Source organism: Alicyclobacillus acidocaldarius subsp. acidocaldarius Tc-4-1 (assembly GCF_000219875.1).
Lineage (GTDB): Bacteria > Bacillota > Bacilli > Alicyclobacillales > Alicyclobacillaceae > Alicyclobacillus > Alicyclobacillus acidocaldarius_A.
Window position 1 is genome coordinate 2910928 of record NC_017167.1, and the last position, 18487, is coordinate 2929414.

The following is an 18487-nucleotide window of genomic DNA, read 5'->3' on the forward strand; positions in this document are numbered from 1 at the left end:
AAGGACCTCCATAGGGTGGGACGCCTCAATACACGCGGCGCCGCACAGGAATGATTTTCATGCTTCGGACGTAGATCACGGTAGTGACGTACGACAGGCCCACCGTGAACCAGAGTACCATTTCACCGGCCGAGGGCGTGGGCCACGCGAGGATACAGAACGAGATGCCGAGGTAGTAAAAGCAAGTCGTGATCTTACCCCACCAGTTCGCCTTCGGCACCGCGCGTTTGCCCTGGAAGTAAAAGAACGCTGCGCCCGCAATCATCGCGAAGTCTCGGAAGACGAGGAGAGCGGCAACCAGCCAGGGAAGGCGTTCAGACGCGAGCAGGGTGAACAGGACGGACACCATCATGAGCTTGTCCGCGAGCGGATCGAGTAACTGGCCCGTGTACGTCTCCAATTTGTACGTGCGAGCGAGATAGCCATCCAGAACGTCGGTGAGACCTGCGAACAGCAACACGGATAAGGCCAAGATCTTGTGCGGACTTTCCACACCATAAAATGCCCATAGATAGCACGGAATCAACAGCAGACGCAAGAGCGTCAACAGATTGGGCAGGTTCACGCGATCGCCTCCTCAACCTCCCGACGTCCGGATGGTATCTGCCAACCCGAGCAACTGATTCGCGATGGAGACGGCCTGCGCATTTTCCTCGTAGAAATCCTGCGCAGCGACGAGCTCAGCCATCGCAGCGGTCTCGTCCACGTTGGACTCGTTTACCGCTCCTTGGATCACGGACGAATTTCGCGCGGGAACCGCGACCCCGCCCGAGGCCAGTCGGTACAGACCGTTGCCTTCCGGAATGAGATGGCTGGACGGCTCCCCGATTTCCACGAGCGCGAGTTTCGCGGTGCGTCCACGTCCGAATTGCACAGTGCCATCCGGCGCGACGGTCATGGACGGCGCGTCCGCCGGCTTCACGATGGGCTGACCGCTGGTAGAGAGGACGGGGTCACCCGATTGGGTCGCGAGCACGAACGAACCATCCGCGCGCCGGCTCCAAATGAAGTTGCCGGCCCGGGTGTACATACGGCCCGAAGGCGTCTGCACGACAAAGAATCCGGGCCCCTCGATGGCAAGATGCGTCGGAATGCCCGTGCGCATCACGGCGCCTTGGCTGAAATCCCGCTCTTCGCCCGTCCGCGCGACGCCCGTGCCCCCGCGCCATCCAGGAGGCGTCACGCGGTCGGCTGAGAAGGGATCCGTCGCGTTGCCGTACACCTGCATCGTGAGCAGATCCGCGAACGTCCCCCGCTCGGCCGCATACCCCGGTGTCTCCAGGTTCGCCAGGTTGTCCGCAATTTGGTCGATCCAAGCGTTGGCCGCCTGCATGCCGGACAACCCATTCCACATCATCTGGCCCATGCGCTCGCCTCCCGCGCTCAGCTGCCCTGAACTCTGCCGATATCCGTCACCGCGACATTCAACAGGGAATCGACCGACTGCGCCACGCGCTGATTGGCCTCATAGGCGTTCAGCGCCTGCATCATTTGAGCCATCGTGGCCGCCACATTCACATTCGACGATTCAAGCGCACCGAAAACCATCCGCCCCGTGCCAGCGCGCAGAAGCGGTGCGACGGCAGATGGCTGGTACGAACTGCCGACCATGTATTCGCCTTCGCCGAGCGGCTGGAGTTGCGTCACATCCGCGTCCACGAGGCCCAATCGACCTCCGGCCACGAGGTTGCCCTGAGCGTCGTAGACGCGAAACGACGGCTGTCCATTGGCATCATACACCGGCGTCCCGCTCTGCGAAAAGATTTGCGTGCCATGGTAGAGCGGGTTGATCACGATCCGCCCTCCTACCAGTACACGTCCCGCCGCATCCAGCGGGGCGATGGCGTGCCCTGCCGCATCCTCCACGACGTTGTTGGCGTTGACTTGCAGGGCGCCGTCCCGCGTCACTGCGAGGCCCGGCTGGCCGCTGGCATCCTCGTAGTTTACGGGTAAAAACGCGTGATAGCCCATGTCATCCGCGCTTCCCACGCGGATGGCGTACGGATCGCCCGTTTCGCTGCCCGGCGTGTAGACCACCTGCCCCGCCGCATTCTCAATGACGTACGAAGGCCGCCCCGCGGCGTCATACACAGGCGAACCGTCTTCGCCAACAAGCTCCGATCCTTGATAGGCCGGATTGCGGACCGCAAACAGCCCTGGAACCGGCTGTCCATTCGCCCCATAGACCGCGAGCGGCATGCCCCCTGCAGTCAGCCTCGCGCCCGCGCCCACCGTCACCGGACCTGCCACGGGTTCAACGCCCTGCGGCGTAAGCGCGTAGGCCACCTCTCCTGACGTGAGGGCGTCGACGATGGCGAGATCGAGCGGCCGTCCCGTCGTCTCAAGGCCACCTTCGGCGAAGGAGGGGACGCCCTCCTGAAAGTCGACACCGCCGCCCATCTCGCCGATGCCGATCCCGGCCGCCCCGTCGCCGTACGAATAACGTTCCATGGCGAACACCGGATCCTCCATGAGCTCGCCGATGGAAGCCTTGAAGCCCGGGGTCTCCTGATTGGCCAAGTTGTTGGACAGAAGCTGCTCGATCCGATCTTCCGCCGCCATGCCCGAGGCGGCCGCCGTCAACCCCTGGATCATCGCCTCACACCTCCGTCACCGCCGCGCTCGGCGCCGGCCGCGATCGCGATACTTGTTCCACTCGGGGCTCTCCAGCACGCGCCCCGTTCCGATCACGACGCAGTGCATGGGATTTTCCGCGATGTGCACGGGGATCTCCAGCTCAGACTGCATGAGCTTGTCCAGGCCGTCTACCAGCGCCCCGCCGCCCGTCAGCACGACACCTTTGTCGAAGATGTCGGCGGCGAGTTCTGGCGGCGTCTGTTCGAGCACCGACTTCGTCGCCTGCACAATCGCGTACACCGGCTCCTGCAGGGCCTCGCGGAGTTCCTCCGAGTGAACCGTGACCGTCTTCGGCAAGCCGGTCACCATGTCACGTCCGCGCACGTCCGTGCTCTTCTGGCGCCCGCCTGGAAACACCGTCGCCAGTTCCTTCTTCAATTCCTCTGCCGTCCGCTCGCCGATCATCAGGTTGTACACCCGCCGGATGTACTTGACGATGGCCTCGTCGAGCTTGTCCCCCGCAATCCTGAGCGACGTCGAGGTGACCACATCACCGAGCGAAAGCACCGCAATATCCGTCGTGCCTCCGCCAATGTCGACGACCATCGAGCCGCTCGGTTCAAAGATGTTGAGTCCTGCGCCGATGGCGGCGGCCTTCGGCTCCTCAATCAAATCCACCTGCTTGATGCCGACCGCTTCCGCCGCCTCTCGAACCGCCTTCTGCTCGACGGAGGTGATGCCCGCGGGGACGCAGATCATCACACGCGGGCGCCCGAAGAAACGCTTGCCGATGGTTTTGTTGAGAAAGTGTCGGAGCATGATCTCCGTCACTTCAAAATCGGCGATCACGCCTTCCCGAAGCGGACGAATGGCGACAATGTTCCCCGGCGTTCGCCCCAACATGCGGCGAGCTTCTTCGCCAACCGCGACAACCTGCCTCGTCACCTGATCTATTGCCACGACCGATGGTTCGTCGAGTACAATCCCTTGGCCTTTGACGTGCACCAGCACATTGGCGGTGCCCAGATCCACACCAACGTCCCTTGAAAACATGTGCGGCGAGTCCTCCTACGTGTAGAGCGTACGAGATTGGGGAAGGTCGTGCGTCTGCTCGCATGAATGGAGTGGGGATGCAAGGATGTAGTTCTACAGTCCGCTCGAAACTCCTTTGCGCCGCTCGATCTTCTTTGGCTTCACGGCCGACCCAGCCCGCTCATCGTCTCCCTTATGATACTTCATTTTGGTGGCTTCGCCACCGCGCAAGTGACGGATCGCTTTGTGGTATTCCAAAATTTCCTTTACCTTGCTGGCCAGCTCCGGATTGATCTCCGGAAGGCGTTCCGTCAGATCCTTGTGCACCGTGCTCTTGGAGACGCCGAATTCGCGCGCAATGGTGCGAACCGTGTTGCGCGTTTCGACAATGTACTCCCCAATCTTAAGCGTACGCTCCTTGATGTAGTCATGCACTCCCCTCGCCTCCCCGTGACAGGTCAGTTGGTCTGGTTTATGTATATGAGGGGGTGTACACCGTATGCCGCGCCAGGCCTGGCCATTTCGAATCTTCCGGGGAGTTTCGACATCGCGCGACCGTACGCGGAAACGCGGGGAATGGTGATCTTTTTCCGGGAAATACGTCGAACGCGCTCGATAGACAAAGGAAAAACGCCCGCGCTGTAGCGGGCGTCTGGGCTACCCTCTTGTTGCGTGTCATTGCTTGGGGAGAAGCGACTCAGGGTCGATCGGTTGACCGTTTTGGTTGACTTGGAAATACAGATGGTTGCCCTGGCTCTGCTCGAACAAGTTGGTCGATGTGGTGCCGATGGGATCTCCGGCGGAGATGGTCTGGCCCGGTTTCACGTCCACCGAACCCAGGGACTGATACGTCTCGGTGTAGCCGTCGGGCGAGCTGACGACCACTTCGTAGCCGTAGAGCGGCTGATTGGTCACACTTTCGACGGTGCCGCGCTGCGCGGCCACCACCGTGAACTGCCTGCCACCGGCGGCGCGAATATCAATGCCCTTGTGCGGATAGAACGTGTTGTCGTACTCGACCACCGCCGCGGTCTGTTGCTTCAGGGATCCATGCACCGGGAAAAATCCCATGGTGACCGTAGCCTCTGTTCCCTGCGCGTATGGCCAAACCCAAGGCTCTAGCCCATTCGACGTGGTGCCCGTCTGCGACGTTTGGTTCGTCTCTGTGGTGGTCACCGACGTCGGCGTGCTGTTCGTCTCGATACGCGCATAGATGACACCGATCACGACCGCAGCCGCTCCAAGGTACATCGCCGGGTAGACCCATCGCTTCGACAGCCACTTGCGCACAGGACTGTGATTTTGCGCTTGCGGCGTCTCAGGTTTTGGATCACGCTGTTGCTTTTCATCCATGTGGCGCTCACCTCAGTAGTGAGTCTCGCCACGCGGATGGCTGTCTATACGTGTCGCCCTCAAATTTTGGGTAGAGTTAGTTACCGAAGTTTCCCAACCCCTGGACGATGGGCAACATGTCTTCCAATCGGGCGCCAGGATAGAAGTGCGCCAGGATGGCGACGTAGGACATGCCGCGCGACGCGAGCGCATCCGCCTCGTGCAAACTCATGCCGAGATCGGAACCTCGACCGTAGCAGGTGAAGACAAGCCGGTCTCCCCGCGCCACCCAGGTGAAATCGTCCGAGGCTAGTCCAAGATTGGCTGCGAACGCGGGACCTCCCCACACTTCGTCTCCCGCTTTCACGGCTTGCACAAAGCCGTCACCCGACCGCACGGCGCGAAGTTGACTGAAATCGCTCAGGTGGGCCGACAGCGCCTGGTTGAACGCCCCCAACGTATAGGTGATGGTCGACAGACGAGCCGGACTCGAGGCGTCGTCTGGACAGGGTATGCTTTTCAGGTAAGGCAGCGGATCGCCGAGCGCCATGGCAGCGGACCGCGTCCGCCCCGTGGAGATCTGGCAAAGAAACGCGAGAATCGGCTGACCGCCGTACGTCAAAATTCTGCCGTCCGTCGCTTCAATCGCTGACTGCGCGCGAGCGATAAACGCAAGCGCGGCCTGTGCGCCGATGGAAAGTTCGAGCTCGTGCTCGGTCTCCATGGCCAGGTCGAGCGAAGGATTGTCCGTCAGATCAGCGCGCTCGCGACGAGCTTGGAGCGAGGGATGGAGCATCGCGCGTACGGCGTAGGTGCGAACGGCGACGCTCGCGGCCTCGAGGCTGGCCATCGGGGCGCTCGGGTCGCAGTTGGCCAAAAGAACTTCCAGCACGTACGTGTTGAGGGGAATGGGCCTAGCCTCGCCTGCTTCTCCTTCGAAGACGCGGACTTGAACTCGAGCGTCGCGCCCTGCAATCCACGCGGAGACGTCGGGCATGGGCGAGCGCTGAAGCGCTTTGGCAATCCCCACGGGGAGGAGAACCATCGCGGCGAAGGCAAGCGCGAGTCGCACCGCGAACTGGAGAATGCCGCGCAGAGGGCGTGACTGGGACATGGCTTTCATCCTCTCGATCACGTTTCGAGGGCGCGCGCCGCTTCTCTGGAACATGCGAGGACAACCCGTTCAATGCAGCGTATGCGACTCGTGGAGGGGATATGCCCGAATGGGCGGCGGATGACCCGGGCCATGGTTCACCATTCCGCTTTCGACACCACAACGAAACAAACCGCAGAACCTTATGCGAAGGGCCTGCGGTTTGTGGACCAGTGAAGTGTTGCATGCTGGTATCAGCCTACGGATTTCGCCATGGCGATCTCGGCGTCCCCTTCGATCCGCTCGAGGCGCGCGCCGAGTTGCTTAAATTTGCCGACGAGATCGTCATAACCCCTGTCGATATGATGAAGTCCGTATACTTCCGTCTGACCCTCGGCGAGGAGACCCGCGATGACCAGTGCCGCACCTGCGCGGAGATCCGTCGCGGTGACCCGGGCCCCGGTCAGGCGCGGCACGCCCTCAATGACGGCAGTGCGTCCTTCAATGTGGATATTCGCCCCCATGCGCTGCAACTCCGCGACATGCATGAATCGGTTCTCGAACACGGTTTCGGTCACGGTGCTCGTCCCTTGCGCCACCGTGAGGGCGGCGACCATCTGCGCCTGCAAATCCGTCGGGAATGATGGGTAATAGTGCGTCTTGACGTCGAGCGGCTTCATGCGCCCCCCCTGACAGGGCCACACCTTGATACCTTCGACGCGATCCTCGATGACAGCCCCGGCCTCCTCGAGCTTCGCGATGAGCGACATGAGGTGATGGGACAGTGCATTCTCCACGTAGACACCTCGTCCGATGAGTGCGGCCGCAATCAGAAACGTGCCTGCCTCAATCCGGTCGGGGATTACGGCATGAGTCGCGCCCCGCAGCCGGTCCACGCCCTCGATGCGAATGACGTCCGTCCCCGCGCCTCGAACGCGAGCCCCCATCGCGTTCAGATAGTTGGCGAGATCCACGTTCTCCGGCTCTTTGGCGGCGTTCTCGATGATGGTCTGTCCTTTGGCCAGAACCGCCGCCATCATAATGTTCTGCGTCGCGCCCACGCTCGGCACGTCCAGGTAGATGCGAGCACCGCGCAGGCCGCCGCGAGGCGCGCGAAAATGCACATAGCCGTTTTCCACGACGGCGGTGGCGCCGAGCGCTTCGAGCCCCTTGATGTGAAGATCCACCGGCCTTGGCCCGATGTTACACCCTCCTGGCAAGGCCACCATCGCCTCGCCGAAGCGCGCGAGAAGAGGCCCCGCAACCACAAAGGAAGCGCGCATCTTGCGGACCAACTCGGCGGGCGGACACACGCTGAACAGGCGCCGCGCGTCGACGCGGATGGTGCTTCCGTTCCACTCCAGCTTCGCGCCGAGCGCCGAAACCGTGTCCGCCATGACGCGCACGTCGAGGAGATGCGGGACCTCTTCGATTTGACTCACGCCCTCCTCCGCCAAGAGACTGGCTGCGAGGATAGGCAACACCGCGTTTTTGGCTCCGCTGACGCGAACGGTTCCCTCCAGGGGATATCCACCCTCAATTACGATTCTTCCCATTCCGCTACCTCCGCACGGCTTTCCTGAGCCTCGCGAAGCGGCGGCGCGGATGCGTCCTCAATACGTCGCGATCACAAGAGGAGAGCCCACGTACACGTCGGTCCCTTGCCGGAACGAGTCGTCGTGCACGGCCACCTGGACGTTCACCCGCCGATGGTCGCGCGACAGCACGTACACCGGTGCGTGGGCACTGTACCCTGACAGGCTCGTCTCGAGCGGCGTGCGCATGCCTTCGACCGCCGCAGCGCCCACCGCTCTCAAGGCCGCGATCGCCATTTCGTCCGCTTCCGCCTCGCTGACTTCGCTCGGTTTGAAACCAGCTATGTATGCGCTCATCTGCGGCGTGCCGTTGACGGACGCCACCGTGCGCTCCACCTGGTCATATTGCGATGAAAATTGGCCTTCCGTCAAGTTCGAGCTGGATGCTGTCACCGTCATCACGGTCTCCGGCTGGCCGTCTCCTGCGCCGCTTGGCGCCCCGGGAAAACTCGTCAAAACCACCTCAGCCCGCGTGCCGCCGGGCCAGGCGCCGACAGCGCGCCAGTACGTCTCATTCGCGAGTTGGGCGACCTGCGTCTTGACGCTGGCGAGGCCCAGCTCCTGCACGACCTGGCCTCCGAGCGCTGCGAGTTGCGCCGAGTCGAGAAACGAATCGTTCAACTGCGTCCAGTCGTGGATGAGATACGCGTTCGGCGTGGCCCCTGTCGCGCGGAGGGCGCTCATGAGAAATTGGTACTGCGCGCCTCCGTCGGATGGCACAGCGCTGGCAGTGTGGGCACTGGCCGTGCCCGGAGGATGCGCGATGACCGCGCCGAGCGCAATCCAAAGCGCCATCCACATGGCGCGCTTCAGGCTTTGTTTCCCGCGGCGGCGCACGAGACGAGCCCGCCGAATGACTCTAGGGTGTGCCATGGCGGATACCTCCATCCGATCCTGGAAATCAAGGCTCTCTAGGATTTCACCTGATTCCAGTCTCGACGGATCCCGCCCGGGCTATACCCTGTGCACGGAGGTCTCATAGATTTCGTAGAGCAAGACCCTCACCGCGACCTCAAAACGCACCATTGAGTAACTGCATCGCCCCCAGAAGAATAAGACCAACGACGACAGATAGCACGCCTCCGGCGAGGGCGAGGAAGAACCGCAAGAGCTGGGCCTGGCCCGCGAATGGGTGGTGCGTGAACTTGTCCCATTTGAGCGCGCCGAGCGCCCACCAACTCGCCACGACACCGAGGAAGAAAACCAAGAGCAGAACGATCCCGTCCGCCCCCAGGGTGGCACTGACGCGATAGACCAACTGCACCCAGTCACCTCCACTCGCCATCGCCGTCCCGGCGCTGAAACGACACTGGCCGCCTCCCAACCTGTTCGTGAAGAGACGGCCAGTTGACCAAAACCATCATACCACGGAATTAAGCGCTCGGAACACTTGCGTGGAGAAATCCGTTTAGGCGCTTATGCTCTTCCACCGCCTGGAGCCGCAGTTCCGCGCGCATGAGCGCCTGACGCGCGCGTTCCGCTTCCTCGTCATCCACGGCCGCTTGCAGCCGCTTCTCCGCGCGCTCCTTAGCGCGAAGGGCGCGATCGACGTCGATTTCCTCAGGCAACTCCGCGGTGTCCGCCAGAATGGTGATCTTCTCCGGCAGAACCTCGACAAACCCGCCCGAGACCGGTACGACGTCCTGGCGATCGTCCGCCAGTCGAATCCGCACCAGGCACGGCTTGACCGCTGTCGCGAGCGGCATATGGCGGGGCAAGATGCCGATTTCGCCATCGCCGCCCCGCAGGATCACCATGCGCACGTCCATCGACAGCACGATCCGCTCCGGCGTGACAATTTCGAGCGGCACGGTCAACATCTGCGCTCACCTCACTTCCGGATGGGATCAGGCGTAGCCGTCCTTGCGCGCTTTCTCGATCACGTCTTCAATCGCGCCGCAATAGCGGAAGTACGTCTCCGGGATGTCGTCGTGCTTGCCCTCTAGGATCTCCTTGAACGAGCGCACGGTATCCTTCACCGGCACGTACTTGCCCGGCGTCCCGGTGAACACCTCGGCCACGAAGAACGGCTGCGACAGGAAGTTCTGGATCTTGCGCGCGCGCGACACAATGAGGCGATCCTCGTCGGTCAGCTCATCCATGCCGAGGATGGCGATGATGTCCTGCAGCTCGCGATACCGCTGCAGCACGGCCTGGACACCGCGCGCCACCTGATAATGCTCTTCGCCCACGATGTCCGGCTGGAGCGCCCGCGACGTCGAAGCGAGCGGATCCACGGCCGGATACAGGCCCATGTCGGCGATCCGGCGCTCCAACACGGTCGTCGCATCGAGGTGGGTGAACGTGTTGGCCGGCGCTGGGTCGGTGTAGTCGTCCGCTGGCACGTACACCGCCTGGATGGACGTGATGGATCCGCGCACCGTCGAGGCAATGCGCTCCTGAAGCTGGCCCATTTCCGTCGCCAGAGTGGGCTGGTAACCCACGGCTGACGGCATGCGGCCGAGAAGCGCAGAAACCTCGGAACCTGCCTGAGTGAAGCGGAAGATGTTGTCGATGAAGAACAGGACGTCGCGCTGTTCGACGTCGCGGAAGTACTCAGCGAGCGTCAAGCCGGAAAGCGCCACGCGGAGGCGCGCACCGGGTGGCTCGTTCATCTGGCCGAACACCATGCACGTCTTGTCGAGGACGCCCGACTCCTTCATTTCATGGTAGAGGTCGTTACCCTCGCGCGTCCGCTCGCCGACGCCGGCAAACACCGAATAACCGCCGTGCTCCTTCGCGATGTTGTGAATGAGCTCCTGAATGAGCACCGTTTTGCCGACGCCCGCGCCGCCGAACAGACCGACCTTCCCGCCCTTGACGTATGGAGCGAGCAGATCCACAACCTTGATGCCGGTTTCGAAGATCTCCGTCTTCGTCGTCAGATCCCCGAACGCGGGCGCGGGACGGTGGATGGGCCAGCGCTCCGCAGCATCGACGGGTCCCTTCTCGTCGATGGTTTCGCCGAGCACATTGAAGATGCGCCCCAAGGTGCCCGGCCCTACCGGCATCGAGATGGGCTGTCCTGTATCGACGACTTCCACGCCACGGACGAGCCCGTCGGTCGACGACATGGCGATGGTGCGAACCACATTGTCTCCGAGGTGCAGTGCCACCTCGAGCGTCAGATGCACGGGCAGATCGCCCTCGTAGTCAATTCGGAGGGCATTGTTGATTGCCGGCAGTTGTCCCTCTGGAAAGCGGACATCGACCACCGGGCCCATGACCTGCACTACATACCCTTTGTTCACGAATGTCCCTCCTTGCGGCCGTTTCCTTTGTTATTTCAACGCTTCCGCGCCACCGACAATTTCTGCAATCTGGGTCGTGATCGCCGCCTGGCGCGCCCGGTTCAACGACAGGGTCAGTTTCTCGATCAGCTCAAGCGCGTTGTCGGTCGCGTTGCCCATGGCGTTCATGCGCGCAGCATGTTCGGAAGCCTTCGCGTCCAACACCGCCTGATAGACCAGCGTCTCGGCATACCGCGGAAGGAGAGCCGCGAGCACCGACTCCTCGTCAGGCTCAAACAGATAATTCCGCCGTGGCCCCTGTGCGTTCTCTGCAAGCGAGGCCAGAGGCAGCACTTTGCGCACCACCGGGCGCTGAACCGCTGCGTTGATGAACTCGTTGTAGATGAAATACAGCTCGTCGAACTCCTCGCGCTCGTACGCCGCGACGATGTTTTCCGCCAGATGGCGCACGGAGTGATACGTGGGCGTATCCGGGAGATCGACGACCTCGGCCGCGATGGGCAGCCCACGGCGCTGGAAGAAGTTCCGCCCTCGCTTGCCGACCGTGTAAATCGCGTACGAGGCCTTGTCTCGCTTGCCGAACTCCTGCATCGCGGCGCGCACGACTTGCGCGTTGTACGGCCCAGCCAGGCCGCGATCGGCCGTGATGACGAGGTAACCGATGCGCCGCACGGGCCTCACCGCGAGCAGCGGATGCTTGACGTGCCGCGCCGAGAGCGACAGGTTCGCGAGCATCTCCTGCATCTTCGAGAGATACGGTTTTGACTGTTGCACCGCATCCTGCACGCGGCGCAACTTGGCGGCCGCGACCATCTCCATCGCCTTCGTGATCTGCGCGGTATTGCGGACGCTTTTGATGCGCCGCCGGATATCGCGCATGCTATTTTGCGCCATCGCCCGTTCTCACCACCGGTTGGGGCCAAAGCCCCGATTCATGCGGCACGGCCCACGAAGGGCCGTGCATCACCCGTCCATCAGGGCACAAACGTCGGCTTGAACTTCGCCATCGCTTCTTTCATGAGCTCGATGGTATCGTCCTCAAGCGACTTGCGCTCCTGCATCTGTTGGAACACCTGCGGATACTCGCGATCCAGGAAGGCGAGCCACTCGCGCTCGAACTTTTGCACGGCCTCCACCGGGATGTCGTCCAGATAGCCGTTCACACCCGTCCAGAGCGACGCGACCTGCCGATCGAACGTCAGCGGATGATACTGCGGCTGCTTCAACAACTCTGTCATCCGCTCGCCGCGGCGCAAGGTGTCCTGCGTCGCCTTGTCCAGATCGCTGCCGAACTGGGTGAAGGCCTGGAGCTCGCGGTACTGGGCGAGATCCAGCTTCAGCGTTCCGGCGACCTTCTTCATGGCCTTCGTCTGCGCCGCCGATCCCACGCGGGACACCGACGATCCGACGTTAATCGCCGGCCGCACGCCCGCAAAGAACAGGTCCGACTCGAGGAAGATCTGGCCGTCCGTGATCGAGATGACGTTGGTCGGAATGTATGCAGAGATGTCGCCCGCCTGGGTCTCGATGAACGGCAGGGCCGTGAGTGAGCCGCCGCCGTGCTCGTCGTTAAGCTTTGCGGCGCGCTCGAGGAGGCGCGAGTGCAGATAAAACACGTCACCCGGATACGCCTCGCGACCTGGCGGACGCCGCAGCAAGAGCGACATCTCGCGATATGCGGCGGCCTGTTTCGACAGATCGTCGTACACCACGAGCGCGTGCTGCCCGTTGTACAGGTAGTACTCCGCCATCGCACACCCCGCGTAGGGAGCGAGGAACAAGAGCGGAGCAGGCTCCGACGCGCTCGCCACGACCACCGTGGTGTACTCCATGGCGCCGTAGCGGCGGAGCGTCTCCACAACTTGCGCCACCGTCGACTGCTTCTGCCCGATGGCGACGTAGATGCACTTCACGTCCTTGCCCTTTTGGTTAATGATGGTATCCAGCGCAATGGCCGTTTTTCCCGTCTGGCGGTCGCCAATGATGAGCTCGCGCTGACCACGTCCGATGGGCACCATCGAATCGATGGCCTTGATACCCGTTTCGAGCGGCTCATGCACGGAGCGGCGCACGATGACGCCCGGCGCTGGCGACTCGACGGGACGGTATTCCGTGGCCTCAATGGGGCCCTTGTTGTCAATGGGTTGACCCAGCGCGTTCACGACGCGCCCCAAGAGCTGCGGACCCACTGGCACCGTGACCAGGCGGCCCGTGCGGCGCACCTGTTCGCCTTCGCGGATGCCCTGCACGGAACCGAGCACCACGACGCCGACGTTGTCCTCCTCCAGGTTCAGCGCCATGCCGTACACGCCGCTTTCAAACTCGACCAGCTCGCCCGCCATGACGTTGTCTAAGCCGTAGAGGCGCGCAATCCCGTCGCCCACCGACAGCACCGTGCCCGTGTCGCGCACCTCGGCCTTGACCTCGAACTGCTCGATCTGTTGCTTGATGAGCGCGCTGATTTCATCCGGACGAATGCTCAACGTATTCCCTCCTTACGCACTGCGCGGGCTAGAAGGCTGTCGCGGAACTGGCGCAAGGCGTTTGCCGTCGTCGCGTCCAGCACGCGATGGCCCATGTGAATGCGGACGCCCGCGATGAGCGCCGGATTTTCAATGACCTTCGCCACTACCGTCTTGCCGCACGCCTCCGTGAGCCGGCGGACCAACTCGTCGAGATCCGCCTCCGTCAGCGGTTGCGCCGTCTCGATCTCGACGCGAACGCGGCCGTTCAAGGCGTCCGCGAGCTCCTGGTAGCGATCCGCCACGAGCGCTACGTACGACCCACGCCCTCGGTCCAGCAGGATCGCCAGAAACCGCGCGACGTCAGCGCGCAGCGGCTCCCCAAGCACGCCTTCGAGCGCCTTGATCTTAGATTCCGTGGCAACGACTGGACTCGCGAGAAATTGCGACAACTCCTTGGACGCCCCGAGGAACGCGCGGATCTTGCCGAGCTGTGCGCCGATGTCCTCCACTGCGCCATGCTCTTGTGCGTACGACACGAGCGCGCGCGCGTACCGATTCGCCACCGCGCCGGTCAGCATACGAGCTCACCCAACTTGCTCTCGGCCTCTTCCACGAGTTCCTTGTGCAACTCGGCCGTGACGTGATCGCGCAGCAACCTGGCGGTCAACTCGACAGACAACTCCGCCACGCGCTTCGTGACGGCGGCCAGGGCCTCGTCGCGCTCGCGGACAATGGCTTGGCGGCTCTCCTCGAGAATCCGAGCTGCCTCCTCTTCGGCCTTCTGCACAATCTCGCGCGCCTGCTCGTCCGCGCGGATGCGAGCTTGATCCAGCAGGTTCCGCGCTTCCTTGCGCGCCTCTTCCAACAAGCGCTGTTGTTCGGCCAACAGCCGCTCTGCTTCTTCGCGGCTCTTCTCGGCCTCGCTGATTTGGGTCTCGATATGAATTCTCCGCTGTTCCAACATTCGCGCCAGCGGCTTGAACGCAAACCGCTGAATGATGAAGAACACGATGAGGAACGAGATCACGGAGAAGATGAACGTTCCAACTTGAAAGATGCCGCCCACCTGGAACACTCCCTCCTCCTTGGATTGGCATCCGGCTTACACGAGCGCCCGGCGCGAGGAGCCGGGCGCCCAGGCATCAGAACGCGCCTTTCGTGAAGAGAATGATGATACCGAATGCCAGCGCGATGACCGGGAACGCCTCGACCAACGCGACACCAAGGAGCGCGCTGCCGAAGATGGAGCCGCGCGCTTCAGGCTGGCGAGCGACGCCTTCGACGTACTTGCTCATGACCATGCCGTCGCCGACGCCAGAGCCGACGGCCGCCAGGCCGAGCAGGAGCGCCACTGCAATGTCGTAAATCGCTTTGACCATGTCGAGTTGCATCAGTCTGTTCCTCCTTTTGTTGATGGACGTAAACTTCGTTCGCGCAAGCCCTTCCGGACGCCGAGCGTCAGTGCTGGCTGTCCGCTTCAAACGACTTCATGCCGATGTACAGGCACATCAGGATGCTGAAGACGTAAGCTTGAATCGTCGCCACAAAGCCACTGTACAGCAGCCAGGCGATGATGAACGGAAGCTGCCAAGGGATGAAGTGGAACGCAAACGGCGCGCGCAGCAGGAGCCCCAGCAGGATCTCGCCGGCGAAGATGTTGCCGAAAAGTCGCATGCCGTGCGTCAGAGGATTTGTGATTTCCTCCAACAGTCCGAACGGGGGATGGCGGAGCAAGTGGCGAAACCACTTGATTGGATGCCGCAGTCCCCTCGCGTGGCTGATGAGCCACACCAGAATGGCGAGCCCGAGCGCCATGCTCATGTTGGACGTCGGAGAATCAAAGAGTTCCACGTCCCCCTTCGCCGACTGAAGGTCGGACGGGCTCAAGCCCCAGACGTGAGCATGCGGATCGAAGTGCACTGTGATGGTCATGATGAGCCCGAGCCAGTTGGCGACGAACAGAAAGAGCAACATGATGAACGCGAGAGGTCGCACGAACCGCCGCGATTCCTCGCTCGGCATCACATCTTTCGCCATGCTCTCGGAGAAGTCGAAGGCCCATTCCACGAGGTTCTGCAATCCGCGAGGGTGACGCATGTCCATGCGCACCACGGCCAGACGCAGCAGAACGAAGACGATGAGCCCCGTGAGAAAGATGGTCGCAATCACGACGACGTTCGTCTGCCAGATGGTCCCCGGGAATAACGTCGGGAAGACCGGCACGTTTTCACCTTCTTTCCGTCATCCTTGTTGATCAGGCGGGTTCTTGGCATACCGATACATCCCAATGATGATGAACACAAAACTCAGGGCGTACCCGACCAAGGCTGCGTAGGGATTGAACAGCGCCCGGAACTTCAGCGCGATGACCATGATGACCACAATCAGCGCAAGCCGCGCGAACATGCCCACCATCCCAGAGGCGAACAGTACCTGCCCTTGAACGTTGTCGTTCAGATGCCCCTGGCGGATCATGCTGAAGATCACGAACAAGCCACCCATCTCACCCAACAGCAGACCACTGAAGACGGGCCGCGCCCCCCTAAAGACAGCGACACCAAGCGCGGTCAACAACATCAGGCCGAGCCACGACCATTGAATGGCTCGCAGTCGCTTCATGAGGGAATTGGCACTCATCGTCGGTCTCCTAGAACCTGTTTGACGAGGAACGTTAGGCCCGACACGCCGGCCATCACGCCGAGCACCACGCCCGCCACCGTCGGCCAGAGCCGATGGACATGCAAACTCACGACATGCCCCACAAACCCCAGGCCAACGATGCACCCAGCGAGTTGCAGCGTGGCTCCTGAGTAGACGGCAAACAACGTCCAGTCACTCGGCTGCTTGCGCGCAGAACGCGCCTCGTTGCGGTCTTCGTCTGCGAACGCACACACCACCTAGAACAGATTGAAGAGAGGGACAAGCTTGTGTGATGCAAGAGATTGAGTGGAGCTTTTGCAACATTCCACCACATACCTATAGGGTTTCCGCTTGCAAGCCAGGATAACCATAGCAAGGAAGGCGTTTCCAGAAATGGGCGCGCTAGCTCGCCCTTCTCGTAGGGCGAAACGCCTGTTTGTATGGTGAAATGCCAGAACCCTCGCCTATAGTACACTAGCCCAAAATTCGATGTCAACGCAGAAACCCTGCGGAATACCAGGGATTTTGCCCGGCTGTCCCGGTTTGTTCACAAAATCCTCGTCCCGGGTGCCTCGTTACCCGGATGCGCACTCTCCATCCACAAATGGAAGTGAAAGCGCAAGCACATACTGGAAATCCTCATCGATGTTGAAACGGCCCCTCGGACTCCAGATAGCGAAAAGGCTGGGGGCGCTCAGCCAGGCCAAAGTGATATAAGATGGCTTGCACGATGCGCTCCGAAGCGCGGCCGTCGCCATACGGATTCTTGCGCAACGCCATATCCCGGTATGCGGCTTCGTCCGTGAGCAGGCGTTTAGCCTCGGAGAAAATGGTTTCCTCGTCCGTCCCCACGAGCTTCAGCGTCCCCGCCTCAATGCCTTCCGGCCGCTCGGTGGTATCCCGCAGGACCAGCACAGGCACACCGAGCGACGGCGCCTCCTCCTGAATGCCGCCGGAATCCGTGAGGATCAGCGTTGCGCGCGCCATGAAGTTGTGGTTGTCGATCACGCCGAGCGGATCCAGCAGATGGATCCGCGGATGGCCGCCGAGGATGGAAAACACCGTGTCGCGGACGCGCGGATTCAGGTGGACGGGGTAGACCAAATGGAGATCTTCAGCAAGATCCACCACCCTGCGAGCCGCGCGGCAGATATTCTCGAGCTTCTCTCCCCAGTTCTCCCGACGGTGGCTGGTCATGTAAATGAGGCGAGCGCCATTGGGCATCCCGTCCAACACGGGATGCGTGTACGCTTTGCGGACGGTTGTGCGCATGGCATCGATAGCCGTGTTCCCCGTCACAAAGATGGCCTCCTCCGGCCGACCCTCCTGCCTGAGATGCGCTGCAGCGACGTCGGTCGGGGCGAAGAAGAGATCGCAGAGCACGTCGGTCAACTGGCGATTCATCTCTTCTGGAAACGGGCTGTATTTCTGGTACGTCCGAAGCCCCGCTTCCACATGGCCAATGGCAATTTGTTGATAAAACGCGGCCAGGCTCGCGGCGAAGGTCGTGGTCGTGTCGCCGTGCACCAGCACCAGGTCGGGCTTGCGCCGCTCGAGCACCCCCTCCAGTCCGGCGAGAGCCTTCACGGTGATGGTCGCCAGCGTCTGTTTCGGCTCCATGATGTCGAGATCGTCGTCCACGCGAATAGAGAAGACCTCCAACACCTGATCCAGCATCTCGCGGTGCTGCGCGGTGACGCACACGAGCGACTCAATCTGAGGATGCGCTTCGAGCGCCTTGACAAGCGGTGCCATCTTGATGGCCTCAGGCCGCGTTCCGAACACGGTGAGCACACGGACGGGCGTTGATTTCAACGATAGGACCCCCTCATTGTCTTTCGCCGGCTCGTCCGAGCGAAGCGTCTACTTCGTCCCGAAGAGGCGATCCCCCGCGTCGCCGAGGCCCGGGACGATGTAGCCGTGATCGTTCAGATGGTCATCCACAGCGGCGAGGTAGATGTCGACGTCCGGATGGTGTTCCTGAACGGCCCGAATACCTTCGGGAACGCCGACGAGGCACATGAGTTTCGGGCGCTGCGCCCCGCGCTCCTTCACCGCTCGGAGCGCTGCCACGGCGGATCCACCTGTGGCGAGCATCGGGTCGACCACGTACACGTCCCGCTCCTCCAGATGAGCCGGGAGTTTGCAGTAGTATTCGACGGGCATCAGCGTCTCGGGATCGCGATATAGCCCGATGTGACCGACCTTCGCCCCGGGGATTAAGTTCAAAATTCCTTCAACCATGCCGAGCCCCGCGCGCAGGACCGGCACGATGGCGAGCGTCTTGCCCGCGATGACCTTCGCCGAGGCGACGCCCACGGGCGTCTCCACCGTAACCTCTTGCAGAGGGAGATCGCGCGTGATCTCGTAGACCATGAGCATCGCAACTTCCTGGACGAGCGCGCGAAACTCCTTCGTCCCCGTGTTCTTGTCGCGAATGAGGGTCAACTTGTGCTGAATGAGGGGATGGTCAAGCACATGCACCTGTCCCAAGGAAAACGC

The 18487-nt window shown here is 62.0% G+C and carries 22 protein-coding genes; all 22 read right to left on the bottom strand.

What is annotated here, in order from left to right:
• Nucleotides 1-25: 25 nt before the first annotated feature.
• Nucleotides 26-565 carry a CDP-diacylglycerol--glycerol-3-phosphate 3-phosphatidyltransferase gene (gene pgsA, locus TC41_RS14270; protein ID WP_014465769.1) on the bottom strand — a complete coding sequence of 180 codons (540 nt, stop codon included), beginning with the start codon at nucleotides 563-565 and terminating at the stop codon, nucleotides 26-28.
• A 12-nt stretch (nucleotides 566-577) separates the two neighbouring features.
• Nucleotides 578-1366 (bottom strand): flagellar hook-basal body protein, encoded by a 789-nt coding sequence (locus TC41_RS14275; protein ID WP_014465770.1) that lies wholly within the window; start codon nucleotides 1364-1366, stop codon nucleotides 578-580.
• 17 nt (nucleotides 1367-1383) lie between these two features.
• Nucleotides 1384-2595 (bottom strand): flagellar basal body rod C-terminal domain-containing protein, encoded by a 1212-nt coding sequence (locus tag TC41_RS14280; protein ID WP_014465771.1) that lies wholly within the window; start codon nucleotides 2593-2595, stop codon nucleotides 1384-1386.
• Nucleotides 2596-2610: 15 nt separating this feature from the next.
• Complete coding sequence (locus TC41_RS14285) at nucleotides 2611-3630, bottom strand: rod shape-determining protein (protein WP_014465772.1); 1020 nt, start codon at nucleotides 3628-3630, stop codon at nucleotides 2611-2613.
• Nucleotides 3631-3723: 93 nt separating this feature from the next.
• Nucleotides 3724-4044, bottom strand: coding sequence for a sporulation transcriptional regulator SpoIIID (gene spoIIID, locus TC41_RS14290; protein ID WP_012811963.1), 321 nt, complete (start codon nucleotides 4042-4044; stop codon nucleotides 3724-3726).
• 240 nt (nucleotides 4045-4284) lie between these two features.
• Nucleotides 4285-4962 (bottom strand): M23 family metallopeptidase, encoded by a 678-nt coding sequence (locus TC41_RS14295; RefSeq protein WP_014465773.1) that lies wholly within the window; start codon nucleotides 4960-4962, stop codon nucleotides 4285-4287.
• Between the two features lie 76 nt (nucleotides 4963-5038).
• A complete protein-coding gene (locus tag TC41_RS14300; RefSeq protein ID WP_041695958.1) occupies nucleotides 5039-6055 on the bottom strand; it encodes a SpoIID/LytB domain-containing protein in 1017 nt (338 codons plus the stop codon).
• A gap of 233 nt (nucleotides 6056-6288) precedes the next feature.
• Nucleotides 6289-7590 (bottom strand): UDP-N-acetylglucosamine 1-carboxyvinyltransferase, encoded by a 1302-nt coding sequence (murA, locus tag TC41_RS14305; protein WP_014465775.1) that lies wholly within the window; start codon nucleotides 7588-7590, stop codon nucleotides 6289-6291.
• Between the two features lie 57 nt (nucleotides 7591-7647).
• Nucleotides 7648-8502, bottom strand: a complete 855-nt coding sequence (locus TC41_RS14310; RefSeq protein WP_041695521.1) for a YwmB family TATA-box binding protein — start codon at nucleotides 8500-8502, stop codon at nucleotides 7648-7650.
• Nucleotides 8503-8641: 139 nt separating this feature from the next.
• Nucleotides 8642-8893, bottom strand: coding sequence for a DUF1146 family protein (locus tag TC41_RS14315; RefSeq protein WP_041695522.1), 252 nt, complete (start codon nucleotides 8891-8893; stop codon nucleotides 8642-8644).
• A gap of 109 nt (nucleotides 8894-9002) precedes the next feature.
• The gene (atpC, locus tag TC41_RS14320; protein ID WP_014465779.1) at nucleotides 9003-9449 is read right to left on the bottom strand and encodes an ATP synthase F1 subunit epsilon; all 447 of its coding nucleotides are present in this window, start codon (nucleotides 9447-9449) and stop codon (nucleotides 9003-9005) included.
• A gap of 27 nt (nucleotides 9450-9476) precedes the next feature.
• The gene (atpD, locus tag TC41_RS14325) at nucleotides 9477-10880 is read right to left on the bottom strand and encodes a F0F1 ATP synthase subunit beta (protein ID WP_014465780.1); all 1404 of its coding nucleotides are present in this window, start codon (nucleotides 10878-10880) and stop codon (nucleotides 9477-9479) included.
• A 30-nt stretch (nucleotides 10881-10910) separates the two neighbouring features.
• Nucleotides 10911-11774, bottom strand: coding sequence for an ATP synthase F1 subunit gamma (gene atpG / locus TC41_RS14330; protein ID WP_014465781.1), 864 nt, complete (start codon nucleotides 11772-11774; stop codon nucleotides 10911-10913).
• 80 nt (nucleotides 11775-11854) lie between these two features.
• Nucleotides 11855-13363: a F0F1 ATP synthase subunit alpha gene (gene atpA, locus TC41_RS14335; protein WP_008339891.1), complete on the bottom strand. Its 1509-nt coding sequence runs from the start codon at nucleotides 13361-13363 to the stop codon at nucleotides 11855-11857.
• Complete coding sequence (gene atpH / locus TC41_RS14340) at nucleotides 13360-13923, bottom strand: ATP synthase F1 subunit delta (protein WP_014465782.1); 564 nt, start codon at nucleotides 13921-13923, stop codon at nucleotides 13360-13362. The genes atpA and atpH overlap by 4 nt, the downstream gene beginning before the upstream one ends.
• A complete protein-coding gene (gene atpF, locus TC41_RS14345) occupies nucleotides 13917-14420 on the bottom strand; it encodes a F0F1 ATP synthase subunit B (protein WP_014465783.1) in 504 nt (167 codons plus the stop codon). Before atpF ends, atpH begins: the two co-directional genes overlap by 7 nt.
• 67 nt (nucleotides 14421-14487) lie before the next feature.
• Nucleotides 14488-14736, bottom strand: a complete 249-nt coding sequence (gene atpE, locus TC41_RS14350; RefSeq protein ID WP_008339894.1) for an ATP synthase F0 subunit C — start codon at nucleotides 14734-14736, stop codon at nucleotides 14488-14490.
• Nucleotides 14737-14803: 67 nt separating this feature from the next.
• Nucleotides 14804-15568 (bottom strand): F0F1 ATP synthase subunit A, encoded by a 765-nt coding sequence (atpB, locus tag TC41_RS14355; protein ID WP_014465784.1) that lies wholly within the window; start codon nucleotides 15566-15568, stop codon nucleotides 14804-14806.
• Between the two features lie 18 nt (nucleotides 15569-15586).
• Nucleotides 15587-15982, bottom strand: coding sequence for a hypothetical protein (locus TC41_RS14360; RefSeq protein WP_041695523.1), 396 nt, complete (start codon nucleotides 15980-15982; stop codon nucleotides 15587-15589).
• Nucleotides 15979-16239, bottom strand: coding sequence for a hypothetical protein (locus TC41_RS14365; protein ID WP_237699966.1), 261 nt, complete (start codon nucleotides 16237-16239; stop codon nucleotides 15979-15981). The genes TC41_RS14360 and TC41_RS14365 overlap by 4 nt, the downstream gene beginning before the upstream one ends.
• A 385-nt stretch (nucleotides 16240-16624) precedes the next feature.
• Nucleotides 16625-17740 carry a non-hydrolyzing UDP-N-acetylglucosamine 2-epimerase gene (wecB, locus tag TC41_RS14370; protein WP_049784440.1) on the bottom strand — a complete coding sequence of 372 codons (1116 nt, stop codon included), beginning with the start codon at nucleotides 17738-17740 and terminating at the stop codon, nucleotides 16625-16627.
• 108 nt (nucleotides 17741-17848) lie between these two features.
• Nucleotides 17849-18478, bottom strand: coding sequence for a uracil phosphoribosyltransferase (gene upp, locus TC41_RS14375; RefSeq protein WP_008339900.1), 630 nt, complete (start codon nucleotides 18476-18478; stop codon nucleotides 17849-17851).
• Nucleotides 18479-18487 lie beyond the last annotated feature (9 nt).